This window comes from Spirulina sp. CCNP1310 (assembly GCF_034932185.1).
Lineage (GTDB): Bacteria > Cyanobacteriota > Cyanobacteriia > Cyanobacteriales > Spirulinaceae > Spirulina.
In genome coordinates this window covers 103,210-116,792 of the sequence record NZ_JAYGHW010000002.1, presented here as the reverse complement: position 1 = coordinate 116,792, position 13,583 = coordinate 103,210, and the positions used below count along the sequence as shown (strand labels likewise).

Annotated in this window: 12 protein-coding genes; 8 read left to right on the top strand and 4 right to left on the bottom strand. The window is 52.4% G+C overall.

Translation table 11 applies throughout. The features are described 5' to 3' along the window. Window positions 1-112: 112 nt before the first annotated feature. A complete protein-coding gene (locus tag VB712_RS01185) occupies window positions 113-517 on the bottom strand; it encodes a hypothetical protein (protein ID WP_323251281.1) in 405 nt (134 codons plus the stop codon). Window positions 518-694: 177 nt separating this feature from the next. On the opposite strand from VB712_RS01185, the gene VB712_RS01180 reads away from it, so the two are divergent. Both VB712_RS01180 and VB712_RS01175 read left to right on the top strand, forming a co-directional pair. After that, a complete protein-coding gene (locus tag VB712_RS01180) occupies window positions 695-1,513 on the top strand; it encodes a M23 family metallopeptidase (protein WP_323251279.1) in 819 nt (272 codons plus the stop codon). A gap of 95 nt (window positions 1,514-1,608) precedes the next feature. Continuing rightward, window positions 1,609-2,424: a peptidoglycan-binding protein gene (locus tag VB712_RS01175; RefSeq protein WP_323251277.1), complete on the top strand. Its 816-nt coding sequence runs from the start codon at window positions 1,609-1,611 to the stop codon at window positions 2,422-2,424. 90 nt (window positions 2,425-2,514) lie between these two features. Here the strand turns inward: VB712_RS01175 and VB712_RS01170 are convergent, their stop codons facing one another. Continuing rightward, a complete protein-coding gene (locus VB712_RS01170; RefSeq protein WP_323251275.1) occupies window positions 2,515-3,384 on the bottom strand; it encodes an Rpn family recombination-promoting nuclease/putative transposase in 870 nt (289 codons plus the stop codon). Between the two features lie 142 nt (window positions 3,385-3,526). Between VB712_RS01170 and VB712_RS01165 the strand changes: the two genes are divergently transcribed. The 5 genes from VB712_RS01165 (at window position 3,527) to ilvB (ending at window position 10,898) form a co-directional block, all read left to right on the top strand. Continuing rightward, entirely contained in the window at window positions 3,527-4,156 is a 630-nt protein-coding gene (locus tag VB712_RS01165) for a chorismate lyase (RefSeq protein WP_323251273.1), read from the top strand. Window positions 4,157-4,193: 37 nt separating this feature from the next. Further along, window positions 4,194-4,652 (top strand): 50S ribosomal protein L9, encoded by a 459-nt coding sequence (gene rplI, locus VB712_RS01160; RefSeq protein ID WP_323251271.1) that lies wholly within the window; start codon window positions 4,194-4,196, stop codon window positions 4,650-4,652. 178 nt (window positions 4,653-4,830) lie between these two features. Further along, a complete protein-coding gene (locus VB712_RS01155) occupies window positions 4,831-8,004 on the top strand; it encodes a DEAD/DEAH box helicase (protein ID WP_416236217.1) in 3,174 nt (1,057 codons plus the stop codon). Between the two features lie 14 nt (window positions 8,005-8,018). Continuing rightward, complete coding sequence (locus VB712_RS01150) at window positions 8,019-8,858, top strand: SWIM zinc finger family protein (RefSeq protein ID WP_323251267.1); 840 nt, start codon at window positions 8,019-8,021, stop codon at window positions 8,856-8,858. Window positions 8,859-9,038: 180 nt separating this feature from the next. Next, window positions 9,039-10,898 (top strand): biosynthetic-type acetolactate synthase large subunit, encoded by a 1,860-nt coding sequence (ilvB, locus tag VB712_RS01145; RefSeq protein ID WP_323251265.1) that lies wholly within the window; start codon window positions 9,039-9,041, stop codon window positions 10,896-10,898. On the opposite strand, the gene VB712_RS01140 is transcribed toward ilvB, so the two are convergent. Beyond that, the gene (locus VB712_RS01140) at window positions 10,895-12,466 is read right to left on the bottom strand and encodes an FAD-dependent oxidoreductase (protein ID WP_323251263.1); all 1,572 of its coding nucleotides are present in this window, start codon (window positions 12,464-12,466) and stop codon (window positions 10,895-10,897) included. The genes ilvB and VB712_RS01140 overlap by 4 nt on opposite strands. A 187-nt stretch (window positions 12,467-12,653) precedes the next feature. Between VB712_RS01140 and lepB the strand changes: the two genes are divergently transcribed. Further along, window positions 12,654-13,214 (top strand): signal peptidase I, encoded by a 561-nt coding sequence (gene lepB / locus VB712_RS01135; RefSeq protein WP_323251261.1) that lies wholly within the window; start codon window positions 12,654-12,656, stop codon window positions 13,212-13,214. Between the two features lie 46 nt (window positions 13,215-13,260). Here lepB and VB712_RS01130 read toward each other — a convergent pair whose 3' ends face one another. Continuing rightward, window positions 13,261-13,434: a hypothetical protein gene (locus tag VB712_RS01130; RefSeq protein ID WP_323251259.1), complete on the bottom strand. Its 174-nt coding sequence runs from the start codon at window positions 13,432-13,434 to the stop codon at window positions 13,261-13,263. Window positions 13,435-13,583: the final 149 nt, after the last annotated feature.

Genomic DNA, 13,583 nt, shown 5'->3' with positions numbered 1-13,583 from the left:
TTAGTCCATTTTGCCTGCATCATACCATGACTGACCGGATTGTCGATTTTACTATTGCAATTTCTTAATATTTTATTGCGATTGTAAGGATTGAGGCGAAAGCTTGGCCGGGCTAATTTCCCGATTCCCTGAGAAATTGGCGGAGGCGCATCAAGACAAAAGTCTGGCCCAAATGCAACGGTAATAGCGAAATCCCTTCAATGCGCGATTGTACCCAATCTTCGCCCCAATACCATTCATGAAACCCATCAATGCCTCCACTGAGGATCAGGCGGAGACTTTGGGGGGTGGCAACTTCAACGTAGTGATCAATTTTGACGGGGCCAATCCAAGCGGAAAAGGTAGCCCCAGCAATCAGGGGGGAAGCAATCTTAACCTCAAATTGCTGTGGAAAGAGCCAGCGGCGAAACTGGTCAGGTTCCTGGAGACTCGCGGCAATCTTCGCGGTGAGGGGTGCTGAAGATACCGGGGGGTGTAGTTCAATCCGCAAACAAGTTTGTTGGTAGTGACCGAACATGGCGGGTGAGGGGTGAAAACCTTAAGGGGCCTTACTGATCATCCTACAGGGTTGTGCCAGGGTTTTTTTGCGAATCGGGAATATTCTTGACAGAGGGGAAGGGGTAGATTCTCCCGATGGGGAGGGATGACCCCGAAAAACGAGAGGGTTGCTTTAAATTTTGTCAAAATGGGATGTGTGATCATTTCTTGGGGGGGCATGGCGCGATCGCTCCTGTTCAGTTTTTTAGGTGTGGCGGCGGTGGGAACCGTGGCCCTCTCTGTGCCGATGCAGGGGGTGTTTCGCGACCCGGCAACGCTGATTCCTAGCGATGCAACGGCTTTGGCCCAAAACCAGCATTTCATCTGGCCCACAACGGGCAATATTTCCCAAGGTTTCCACCGTTACCATGAGGGCCTCGATATTGCTGGGCCGGTAGGCACGCCGATTTTAGCGGCCCAGGCGGGGGAGGTGATCCTTGCGGGTTGGGATGATTGGGGTTTGGGCTACGCGGTGGAAATTCTCCACAACGACGGTAGCCGCACCGTTTACGGCCATAACCAATTGCTCTATGTCAACGAGGGAGAAAGGGTGATGCAGGGACAGGCGATCGCCGAAATGGGCAGCACCGGCAACTCCACCGGCCCCCATCTCCATTTTGAATACTATGGCCCCGATGGCAACAGCCGCGATCCCCTCACTAACCTCCCGCCCTTGGTCAATGGTCGAATTCCCCCCGCTGTTCCCCCCGGTGAGCAATGTCCCGGTGAGATCTTAATCGCCGCCCAGACCCGCCATTTTCGGGTGCAAATCTGTCAGGTGGGGGCGCAGATTTGGTATTTTGGCCAGGCTAAAAATGATCCCACCCGCTCGATTTGGTTGCCGGCCTTTTATCAACGGGATGGTTATCAGGCGAGTAACGGCAGTTTTACCTATCGCGTCTATGGCGATCGCCTTGAGGTGTATGAGGGCGATCGCCGTCTCCGTTCTGAGCAATTTAACCGCCAAGACTCCTAAATATTGTAAATCCAGTACCTCAATTGGCGCATCTTGGCTTAAAACAGTGATATTACTGCAAGACAAGACCAAGCCAATCACGCAAGGAGACCCCCGTGGACGCACTCACCTACACCCATTCCTATGCTGCCCATGAAGCAGCAACGGGCATTGAGTACGATTTTAGCGAAGTTGATTTTTTTGAATGGGCCAAGGCTCCCAGCGCCCTCTGGTTAAACCTCTTAGCCGTTGGGGTCATTGTCACCACCATCAGCGCCATGGCCCCCGCCCAGGCGGCCATGGTCGATACCCCCAGTGGCCGCTGCCTCCATGCCCGCACAGGGCCTTCTGTCCAGGGGGCGATCGTTACCTGTGTGCGCGATGGAGCAGCCCTCAAGCCGGTGGTAGAAGTCAAAGGCGACTGGCTGAAACTCGCCAGTGGTCGCTGGGTTTACGGCCCCTACACCACCCATAACCGCGCCACTCCCGTTGCCACCGGCAACCGCCTCCGCAAAGTCAACACTCCCAAAGATGGCTGTCTCAACGCCCGCGTCGGCCCCGGCATTCAATACGCCTCAGCGATGTGTGTCCGCGACGGTGCAGCGCTGAAAACCGTCACCCAAATCCAAGGAGATTGGCTCCAACTGGCCAGCGGTCGCTGGGTCTATGGCCCCTACACCGCCCCCATCCAAGCCGCTCCCCCCACCCAAGGCACGGGCGGCCGCAGTGTCATCCTGATGGGTTCCCGTGGCGATGCGGTTAAGGCCGTGCAAGCTAAGTTAGTAGAACTCAAGTATGGTGTCGGCCCCAGTGGCTTAGATGGTGTCTATGGCCCCAATACAAAGCAAGCGGTGGAAGCTTTTCAAAAGGCCAATGGCCTGAAAGTCGATGGCATTGTGGGCCCCGCTACCAAACAACGGTTGGGGGTGTAACCGGCAGTCTTCGCCATTGTACCCACAGCCCAAGGTGAGGCGAATCTTGATAAAAACCCTGAACGATAACTGTTCAGGGTTTTTGTGGTGTTAATCCGCTTGCAAAGTTTGCACTTCTGCCACAGTGAGGCCGGTGAGGGAGGCGATCGCCTCCAGATCCATCTGCCCCAAAAGTTGCCGGGCAATTTCCCGCTTACCCTCCTTGTATCCTTCCTCGCGACCCTCCTCGCGACCCTCCTCGCGACCCTCAGTCCGACTCAGATTGAGCGCCCCCTGTTGATCATAGATAAACATTTCCTGTCTTTCTATAGCTTCGATTTCCTCTCGGCTGAGGTTAGCACGGTTGGCAATTTCAAAGGCTTGGTTAAACTCAGGAATATCCTCCATGGTTGTGGGAATAACATCAAGCACTTGCGCTTCTTTCATAAAGGCAATCCACTTTTCCGTTAGCGTTTCTAGTTCAGCCAAAGGTTTATTGAATTTGGGGAGTTCAATAAAAATCAGTTCAATCGTCCGATCAGGATGCACATAGTTTGTCGTTGCTTCTTGATACTGGAAGCGAGAGAGATAATGGTGATAACCCGGAAACATTTCAAAATTTGCCACCGTAACGGCAATCACGGGCTTGAGCATACTGTAGCCCTCTCTCCGTTTGAGTTGGAAGGCATAGGTTTTTGCTGCGTTAAAGATCACTCGTTTGCCAAAGGATTCTACATTGAGAACCTGCATTTCAATAATGACAATCGTGCCATTGTCGAGGCGGGCTTTGACATCGAGAGAGCTATCTTTTAACCCCTCTACCTTGGGGGGAAGATTGGGGTTAATAATTTCTAAATCTTGAATCGTGGCGCGACCTTCATAGATCAAAGCATTGAGAAAACTAATTAAAATATCTTTGCTTTGATCAGAGCCAAAAATCTTTTTAAAAGCGTAGTCGGTTTTGGGGTTAATGAATTCCATAGGGAGCAGAGAAGAGCAAATGAACTGGTAAAAGCTATTCCTAGTCTAACCAAGACCATCAAGGTTAAGCAAGGGATGGGCAGCCCCTAGCATGGGGGAACGGGTTATGATGAGGAAACTTGAAGTTTTGTAAAGATTGGCTGTGCTAAAACCCCTCCTTCGTCTGAGCCAAGACCCGTGGCATCCCCTTGATCCCCTCTGGACGGGGGATGTTGAGGTGATCCAGGCGGGCCTGCCCCATGACCAACTGGCCCCGGCTTGGCAAATCTTACTGTTGGGGGATGGTTCCCCCACGCGCCATCTCAAATTGCTGACCAGGGAGGCGATCGCCGTCGATGTCATCGATATGTCCCTGATCGGCATGGATAACGACCAAGCCCCCCGCCATATTCAATCGGTTCCTGGCCCTCGGTTGCGCCGTCAGGTGTGGCTGCGCACCGCATCGGGGCAACGGTTAGCCTATGCCGCTTCCTGGTGGGATGCCAGCCATGTGGATGAATATTTACAAAATCGATCGCTCCCCATTTGGGATAACCTTTCTCGGCTTCACAGTGAGCTTTATCGGGATATTCAAGGGCTTTACTATGGCCCTTCGGAGGCCTTGGCGGCGGCCTTTGGGGAAGCGGGGCCGTTTTGGGGGCGACATTACCTATTTTGGCACAGTGGCCAGCCTTTGACGCTGATCTATGAAGTGTTTTCCCCCTATTTGCAACGGTATCTAGGGCCAATGCAGTACCCCACAGAGTTGCGATCGCCCCCCCTCAACCGATAAGATACGAGATCGTGACTGATTACGGATAAGCATAACTATGGCAAAGCGCGTACAAGTGGTTTTAAATAAAAATGTGACCAAACTGGGGAAAAACGGTGATGTGGTCGAAGTGGCCCCCGGTTATGCTCGCAACTATCTCTTTCCCCAAGGTTTCGCCATCCCCGCCTCCCCTGGGGTGTTAAAAATGGTGGAGCAACGGCGGGAAAAAGAACGGCAGCGGTTACTGGAAATCAAACGCCAGGCAGAAGCGCAAAAAGTGGCCCTCTCCACCGTGGGCAGGCTGCGGATTACCAAACAAGCTGGGGAAGGCAATTCAATTTTTGGGACTGTCACCAGTCAAGATATTGCCGATTTAATTCTTCAACAGGCGGGCCAGGAAATCGATAAACGCCATATTACCCTCCCGGAAATCAACCAACTGGGCAATTACCAAGTGGAAATCAAACTCCATGCGGAAGTAACCGCCCTCGTTGATATCGAAGTCGCTCCCCAATAGTTCCTGACCTTCACCCCACCCTGCGGGCATCCCTCCTTCAGGAGGCTGGGTTATCTTCAGGCCATGGGCAAAAGTGAGCGGCTTTCTTCCCCCTTCTGACAATCAGGAGGGGGAATTTTTGCAGCAAGGTTGGTACAATAACCGCAATCAGGAGCCACCCCCATCCCCATTAACGGCAATGCATATTTTGCACGGCACTTGGATTCCCAATGCAAAACCATCCTTTGTTCAGGAGGGTGAATTTTGCCTCTGGATTGAAACCCAGACACCAGCGGCGCGACGCACGCCGCCTAAAAATCATCTCCAAGGCAGTGAATTGACGGACTTTTTGCGTCAAACCTTGGGATTCCCCTTAACACCGTCTCACAAGCCGACGACGGCGATTCAAACCCAATACTTTCTCCTCCCCACCCCAGATGATGGGGACGCTAGCGGCGATCGCCCCCTCCCCTCACCGGAATTAGCCCGCTACCTGGAGCAGGAGCAACCGGAGCAGTTTATTCTTGCCCCCTGGGAGATTGAAACCTATCCCGTCAGGTTGATTAAAAATTACAATGTTGCGGGGAATCCGGTAGTGCGGGTGCTCAATGACCTCCATTTTATTGCCCTCTACGGGTTAGCCGATGTGCAATTGGGGTCTGATCTCTGGTTTTGGTATCACTGCACCCAAGCCCTCAAACGGGCCCTTTTTCAAGAGCAATATATTCCAGCTTTGATCTACCGGGAAGCCTCGCTCCAGGGCAAAAGAACCCGAAGCGAAGCCATTGAAATCTATGGGGGTTGGGAATGGAGTGGCGATCGCTACTCCGCCCTGATTACAGAATTCAGCGCGATGATGCCGCTGATCTGTACAGCGGGCTTTGCTGAAAAACCCAACGGGATGCAACTCCATGATCGCCCCACTCTATTGCGTCATTTTGCAGAATCTTGGCTGAACAATATCCTCACCACCACCCCCATCCCCCAAACCTTTGCTAAAACCCTCGATGGTTCCTTGATTGCGGACTGCTTAACGCCCCAATATAAACCGGGTAATATCAAGAATATTGAGCAATATCAACAATGGCAGTTGTGGCGCGATCGTCTCACCCAAAGTTATCAAGATGCCGCCTTTACCCTCGGTTTCCAACTGGAGGAACCCCCGAAACCCGAAGATCCTTGGTATTTAAAATTTCAAGTCGCGGCCAAAGATGATCCCTCCTTGCGGATTAGTTTGTTGGACTATTGGCGACTCAAAACCAGCCAACAACAAACACTTCAGAAAAAATTCGGCAATGATTTTGAAAAACATCTCCTCTTAAATCTCGGCTATGCTGCTCGCATCTATCCTAAAATTTGGAGCGGGCTAGAGACCAGTGAACCCGTCGGGATGGTGTTGTCTTTAGAGGAAGCCTTTAACTTCCTGAAGGAAACGGCTTGGGTTTTAGAAAGTGCTGGTTATCGGGTGATTGTACCGGCTTGGTGGACTCCCCAAGGGCGACAGCGGGCCAAGGTGCGCCTACGGGCATCGGGGAAATCAGGCTCTAGTCAAAAGAGCGGCAAACCGGGCTATTTTTCGATGCAAACCTTGGTGCAGTATGATTATGAATTAGCGATGGGGGATCAGCCGATTTCCGAAGCCGAATGGCAGGAACTGGTGAATTTAAAAACGCCGTTAGTGCAGTTTCGTGGCCAATGGATTGAATTAGATCCGCAGAAAATGGCGGATATGCTGAACTTTTGGAAAACCCATCAAGCGGAAAATCCAGAGCTGAGTTTACTGGATTTTATGCAGTTGACGGCTAATGCTGATGAAGAGATTGAGGTGGAATGCGATCGCCATAGCTTCCTGGGTGAGATGATGGGGCGGTTGCAGGATAAGAGCCGCATTGAGGCGATCGCCGATCCGGCAAATTTTTCCGGAACCCTGCGGGAATATCAACAGCGGGGGGTGGCATGGTTGCAATACCTGGAGCAGTTGGGTTTAAACGGTTGTTTAGCTGATGATATGGGTTTGGGAAAAACCATTCAGGTGATTGCCCGTTTGGTACAGGAGCGGGAGTTAGCCGCAGCGGTGGATCAGCGGGTCGGGCCCACGCTGTTGATTGCCCCCACTTCTGTGGTCACGAACTGGCAGCGGGAAATTGCCAAATTTGCCCCCCAACTGCAAACCGTTCTCCACCATGGGAGCGATCGCCCGAAAACTACCGCTGAATTTCAAGCCCATTGTGCCGCCTGTGATCTGTTGATCACCTCCTATAGTTTGGCCCGCAAAGATGTCAAACTCCTCAGTAGTCTATCCTGGCATCGTATCGTCATTGATGAAGCCCAAAATATTAAAAATCCCAAAGCCAATCAAACCAAGGCGATTTTAAAGTTAGCCGCTCAAAGTCGTTTAGCCCTCACCGGCACACCCATTGAAAATCGGCTGATGGATTTGTGGTCAATTTTCAATTTTCTCAATCCGGGCTATCTCGGCACACAGGCCCAGTTCCGCCGCAACTTTGAACTGCCCATCCAAAAAGAAAACAATCCCCTCCAATCGAATATTCTCAAAAAGTTAGTGGAGCCGTTTATTTTGCGGCGAGTAAAAACTGATCAGGATATTATTAAAGACCTGCCGGATAAAGTTGAGCAAAAATTATTTTGCAACCTCACCCCTGAGCAAGCTTCCCTCTATGCAGCGGTAGTTAAGGATGTGGAAACTCAACTCGAAAATGTAGAAGGGATTCAGCGCAAAGGGCTGATTTTATCCACGCTTTTGCGCCTCAAGCAAATTTGCAATCATCCCCGCCAGTTTTTACAGGATGAAAGCCCCTTTACCCCGGAGCGATCGCACAAACTCGAACGGTTAGCTGAAATTATCGAGGAAATTATTGCCGAAGGCGAAAGTCTATTGATTTTTAGCCAATTTCGCGAAATTACTGAAGCGTTAAATCAATATCTACGCGGTTACTGCCATTATAATACCTATCTCCTCCATGGTGGGACAACGGTGAAGAAGCGGGAGCAGATGATTGCGGCCTTTCAAGATCCCGATACAGAGCCTTCGATTTTTATTCTTTCCATTAAAGCCGGGGGGGTGGGGATTACGCTCACGAAAGCAAATCATGTGTTTCATTTTGATCGCTGGTGGAATCCAGCGGTGGAAGATCAAGCCACTGATCGCGCCTTTCGCATTGGCCAAAAACGCAATGTTTTTGTCCATAAGTTTGTTACTGTTGGCACATTGGAGGAGCGCATTGATCAAATGATTGAGGATAAAAAGAAGTTAGCCGGGTCAATTATTGGCTCCGATGAATCTTGGTTAACAGAATTGGATAATGATGCATTTCGTCAACTGATTGCCCTCAATAAAAATGCGATTTTATAACCGCAGGAGTAACCATGAGTAACATTAGCCGAACCTGGTGGGGACAGCGATTTTTAACCGCCTTGGAATCTTTTTGCGATTACAATCGGCTCCAACGGGGGCGGGCCTATGTTAAAAATGGCAAAATTATCCATACTGAAATGGACAGTGGCTTAATTTTTGCCCAGGTGCGTGGCTCGATCAATCACTATTTCGGCGTTTATGAGGAACCCCTCTATAACGTCATCATTGATCTACCTCAAATTAATAGCCAGCAATGGGCGGCGGTGATTGGGGCGATCGCCACCAAAGCCGGTTTAATTTCGCGGCTACTCTTGAAGGAAATGCCCGATGATATTGAATCGGTGTTTAACGAGGTGGGGGTCAAGCTCCTGCCTACAGGCTGGCAGGATTTTGCCACCCGCTGCTCCTGCCCGGACTATGCCAATCCCTGTAAGCATATTGCCGGGGTCTGCTACTTTTTGGCGGCGAAGTTGGATCATGACCCCTTCCTCTTGTTCGAGTTGCGGGGGTTGCCCCGTGAATCCCTCTATGCAGAATTGGCGAAATCTTCCCTGGGCCAAGCTTTGGTGGCGGAATTACAACAGGAGGAGCGATCGCCCCAAATCGCAACATCCTACTATACCCGCCCTGAGCTTGTTTCCCTAGATCATCTCAGCAGTTTGCGGGATTTTTGGCAGGGTTCCCATCCCTTGCCCACCACCGTTGAACCGGCTACCCCACCGCCGATCTCAGCAATCTTGATCAAAAAAATGGGCAACAATCCCGCCTTTTGGGAGCGGGATAACTCGTTTATTGAGGTGATGGTAGAACTGTACGAACGGGTGCGAACGAAAAATAAAGATTTGTTCTAGGGGTGAGGGGTGCGCGATCGCTTACCCATCGCCCATTGAGACAAATTTTTATTGTTTTCGAGACATTTACAAAAATTTATACTAAGATTAGGGGTTATATTATTTTTAAGTACAGTTAAAAATGTGATTGCCATCACATTTCTTGATCCCCCTTTGTCCTAGTTCTTTCTCAATACTGCTGTGGTTTCTTCTCTCCCTAAAACCTCCCCGACCTCCACCACCGCGCCCCGCCGCTGCACCGGAGCCTATGCCCTGATTGATAGCTTGGTACGCCATGGTGTGAAACATATTTTTGGCTATCCCGGTGGGGCAATTCTGCCCATCTATGATGAACTTTACCGTGCTGAGGCCAGAGGCGATATTCAACATATCCTCGTGCGTCATGAACAGGGCGCATCCCATGCCGCCGATGGCTATGCCCGGGCGACGGGACAGGTGGGGGTTTGCTTTGCTACCTCTGGCCCTGGAGCAACTAACCTCGTCACCGGCATTGCCACCGCTCATCTCGATTCCATTCCCTTAGTGGCGATTACGGGCCAGGTGGGCCGTAGCTCCATTGGGACGGATGCCTTCCAAGAAACTGATATTTGGGGGATCACACTCCCCATTGTCAAAAATTCCTATGTGGTGCGTCGCCCCGAAGATATGGCCCGGATTATTGCTGAGGCGTTTCATGTGGCCAGCACTGGGCGGCCGGGGCCGGTGTTGGTGGATATCCCTAAAGATGTGGGGTTAGAGGAATTTGACTATGTGCCGGTGGAGCCGGGTTCGATTCGTCTGGCCGGTTATCGCCCGACGGTGAAGGGCAATCCCCGGCAAATTAATGCGGCAATTCAACTGATCCAAGCGGCTCGCCGTCCCCTGCTTTATGTGGGGGGTGGGGCTGTCACCGCTGGCGCTCATGGCGATTTGCAACAATTGGCGGAGCATTTCCAGATTCCTGTCACCACTACCTTGATGGGGTTGGGGTCTTTTGATGAAAATCATGGCCTTTCGGTGGGGATGTTGGGGATGCATGGCACGGCCTACGCTAACTTTGCGGTCAGTGACTGTGATTTGCTGATTGCGGTGGGGGCGCGGTTTGATGACCGGGTAACGGGTAAGTTAGAAGCCTTTGCCTCGGAAGCGAAGATTATTCATATTGATATTGACCCGGCGGAGGTGGGCAAAAATAAAGCCCCCCATGTGCCGATTGTCGGGGATGTTAAGGTGGTGTTGCAGCAGATGCTCAAACGGGTGGCGGAGTTGAATATTCCCCCCCAATCGGAGCAGACTCAGGCTTGGCGCGATCGCATCCAAGAATGGCGCACCCATTACCCCCTCGTCGTTCCCCACTATGCCGAAAGCCTTTCTCCCCAAGAGGTGATCGTTGAGTTGGGGCGGCAAGCCCCCTATGCCTATTTCACCACCGATGTGGGGCAACATCAAATGTGGGCGGCTCAATTCATTAACTACGGCCCCCGGCGGTGGATTTCCAGCGCAGGCTTAGGAACCATGGGGTTTGGGATGCCTGCGGCTATGGGGGTGAAGGTGGCTCTCTCCGATGAGCAGGTGATCTGTATTAGTGGCGATGCCAGTTTTCAGATGAACTTGCAAGAATTGGGAACCCTCGCTCAGTACGATATTGCTGCCAAAACCGTGATCATTAACAACGGTTGGCAGGGGATGGTGCGCCAATGGCAACAGACGTTCTACGGTGAGCGTTATTCCTCTTCCAATATGCAAAAGGGGATGCCGGATTTTGTCAAGTTGGCGGAGGCCTATGGGGTGAAGGGCTTCCAGATTCGCGATCGCAGTGAACTCAAGGATGTGGTTGCCGCCATGCTGGCCTGGGATGGCCCGGTGTTGGTGGATGCTCATGTCACCAAGGATGAAAACTGCTACCCGATGATCGCCCCCGGCCAACCCAATTCCCAAATGTTGGGTCTGCCTCAGGTGGATTCTATCGATCAAGCGGTGGGGATTATCCATTGTGGTGCTTGCGGTGCAAAGAATGTCAGCACCAATAAGTTCTGTCCTGAATGCGGGGCGCAACTTTAGCTCTGGGCGAGGATCTGTTGCACGGCGGTATAGGCTCCATAGCTGACTCCCGCTGTGCCTTCGCCGGGATGGATTGAATCCCCCACGAGCCAAAGATGGGGAAAGGCGGTGCGCGGCCCCAAACCAAAGGGGCCAAAGGTGGCGATCCGTTGGCTCAATCCCCCCACATAACCGCGATCGCGCCCTGTATATCGCTCAAACGTGCGGGGGGTGGCGGCCTCGCTGTGGTGGATGGTGTCAGGGGTGAGGTGGAAATACTGCCCCAATTTGGCGATCGCCTCCTCCGTCCAGGCCTGTTTCCGTGCTGGATAATCCCCTTCCCACCAGGGGTCAACCTTGACAAAGGAAGAAGCGATAATCGTCGCACAACCATCGGGCGCACGGCCATCCCCCGGCTGACTCACGGAAACAAACAGGGAATTATTTTCGCCAATTTCCCCCGCTGGATTGTAGAGGAATTGTAGATGAGGGGGGCAGTCGGCAGGGATAGCGGCTTGATCTACGCCGAGATAGACGACGAAGGCCCCCGATGGGGTGGGGAGGTGGGTGATGCGGTGTTGCCAGGTGGAGCGTGGGAAGTGGGAAGTGGAGAGTGGGAAGTGGGAAGTGGAGAGTGGGAAGTGGGAAGTGGAGAGTGGGAAGTGGGAAGTGGGAAGTGAGGAGTGGGCTGTGAGGAGTGGGAGTAGGTTCTGGGGGGTGATGTTGGCGATGATTTCTTGGGCTTCGTGATCATAGGTTTGCTGGGTTTTGAGATCACGGATCCTTACGCCGGTCACTTGGCCGTTCTCATGGTGGATCGCTTCCACCCGTTGACGACAGCGGAGTTCGCCGCCGTGGTTTTTTAGGGCGGTGAGGAGGCGATCGCTCAACACCTGCATACTGCCCTTGAGGTGGAATAAACCTTGGGGGGTTTGGGATACGCCTAAAGCGGTGGCGGCATAGAGCAGGGCAGTTTCCTCGGCATCCACTTGGGAATAGAGCTTGAGTTGCAGATCTAAAAAAGTGCGGAGGCGATAATCCTGCCCCAAGCCTAACAGGTTCAACAGATCCCCCACGGTCATTAGGGCAAAGGGTAGCGTTAACAACGTATCGGGGCGCATGGCTCGGATCAGTTGGCCCCAATCCCAAAGATTACGAGCGGGAACAACGGGATCACGCTGTTGAAACCGCCAACTGATGGCAAAAAGTTGATCCATGAGTTGCCAAAACCGCTCACTACCGGGAAATTGGCGCGATCGCTCCTCTTGCCAACGTTGAGGATCGCGCCACACCCGGATCGGTTCTGTTTCTCCCGGCAGGAACACCGCACAGGCAGGATCGCAGGGGGTTGCAGGGGGCAATTCAATTCCCAATTGGCTAAAAATCCGGTGGTGAATCCCCCCCGGTTCCAATCCCGCGACTTGGGTCGCTCCCACATCAAAGGTAAAACCCCGCCGCCGAAACGTAGAGGCACATCCCCCCGGAATTTGGGCTTGTTCGAGGATGAGGGTTTGATAACCCGCTTGGGCTAATAATGCTCCGGCGGTGAGGCCAGCAATACCGGCCCCAATCACAAGGGCTTGAGCCATGAATCTATTGTAAAGTTTTATGAATAATTCTCAGTATAGCGATTCTCCATCGATCCGAAAGGCAGAGGAGCGGGAGTCCAGTTGTAGAATTAATCGGCGTAGGGGCGTTGGCGTAAGCCTGCCGGAGGCACAAAAATTTTTCGCCCCTACATCATGTCTTGCACCATCTGAGTCAGCGAACTTGATCATGACCACACCTGAAACCCCGAAAATTCAATGGCGAGCCGTCCTCTGGGATAACTTCAAAACCATTGCGATCGCCCTCCTTCTGGTGTTGGTGATTCGCACCTTTTTGGCTGAACCCCGCTACATTCCCTCGGATTCAATGTTACCGACCCTAGAAACGGGCGATCGCGTCGTCGTCGAAAAAGTCTCCTACCGCTTCCATCCCCCCCAATTGCGGGACATCATCGTTTTTAACCCCCCCCAAGAACTGCAATCCCAGGGTTATCTCCCGGCCCAAGCCTTCATCAAGCGGGTGATGGGGACACCGGGCCATGCCGTAGGCGTGCATCGGCAGCAGGTTTATCTGGATCAACAACCCTTACAAGAACCCTACATCGCCACCCCGCCCCGCTATGAATTCCCCGATGTCACCATCCCCGACCATCGCCTTTTCGTGATGGGGGATAACCGCAACAACAGCAATGATTCCCACATTTGGGGCGTATTACCCGAAGAAAACGTCATCGGTCGAGCCGTCTTTCGCTTTTGGCCCCCCGATCGCATCGGCTGGATCACGCTCTAGGAGAGAGAAAAGGGAATTCTCACTCCTCAATCTCCACTTCCTACTCCTAAACCGCCCACTTCTGGCAAACCAAGGCAAACCCCACAGCGATCGCTGTAATCATAAACGCTTCTAAAGGGGGCTGCCCCTGGCCAATGGCGAAAGATGTGACAATTCCTGCGCCAATCGTAGCGAATAGTGCAGATTCGAGGCGGGTGTTGTTGTTATCGTGCTGATTCATAGGGTAATTTCATCGGTTTGGGCGCAGGCATTGCGCCCTTTTTCCGTGGTGAGGGTGGATTGCTCTTGAGGGTAGCATTGGGGTTCTGCGGCGATCGCCCCTCGGTTCAATTTCGCAATCCAATGTTAACTTTCGCCATTTTTCTTCAT

Excerpts from the sequence above, each read along its gene's own strand:
- VB712_RS01130 (WP_323251259.1), bottom strand. The coding sequence starts at position 13,434 with ATGAATCAGCACGATAACAACAACACCCGCCTCGAATCTGCACTATTC.
- VB712_RS01150 (WP_323251267.1), top strand. The coding sequence starts at position 8,019 with ATGAGTAACATTAGCCGAACCTGGTGGGGACAGCGATTTTTAACCGCC.
- VB712_RS01185 (WP_323251281.1), bottom strand. The coding sequence starts at position 517 with ATGTTCGGTCACTACCAACAAACTTGTTTGCGGATTGAACTACACCCC.
- VB712_RS01140 (WP_323251263.1), bottom strand. The coding sequence starts at position 12,466 with ATGGCTCAAGCCCTTGTGATTGGGGCCGGTATTGCTGGCCTCACCGCC.
- VB712_RS01170 (WP_323251275.1), bottom strand. The coding sequence starts at position 3,384 with ATGGAATTCATTAACCCCAAAACCGACTACGCTTTTAAAAAGATTTTT.
- lepB (WP_323251261.1), top strand. The coding sequence starts at position 12,654 with ATGACCACACCTGAAACCCCGAAAATTCAATGGCGAGCCGTCCTCTGG.
- rplI (WP_323251271.1), top strand. The coding sequence starts at position 4,194 with ATGGCAAAGCGCGTACAAGTGGTTTTAAATAAAAATGTGACCAAACTG.
- VB712_RS01155 (WP_416236217.1), top strand. The coding sequence starts at position 4,831 with ATGCATATTTTGCACGGCACTTGGATTCCCAATGCAAAACCATCCTTT.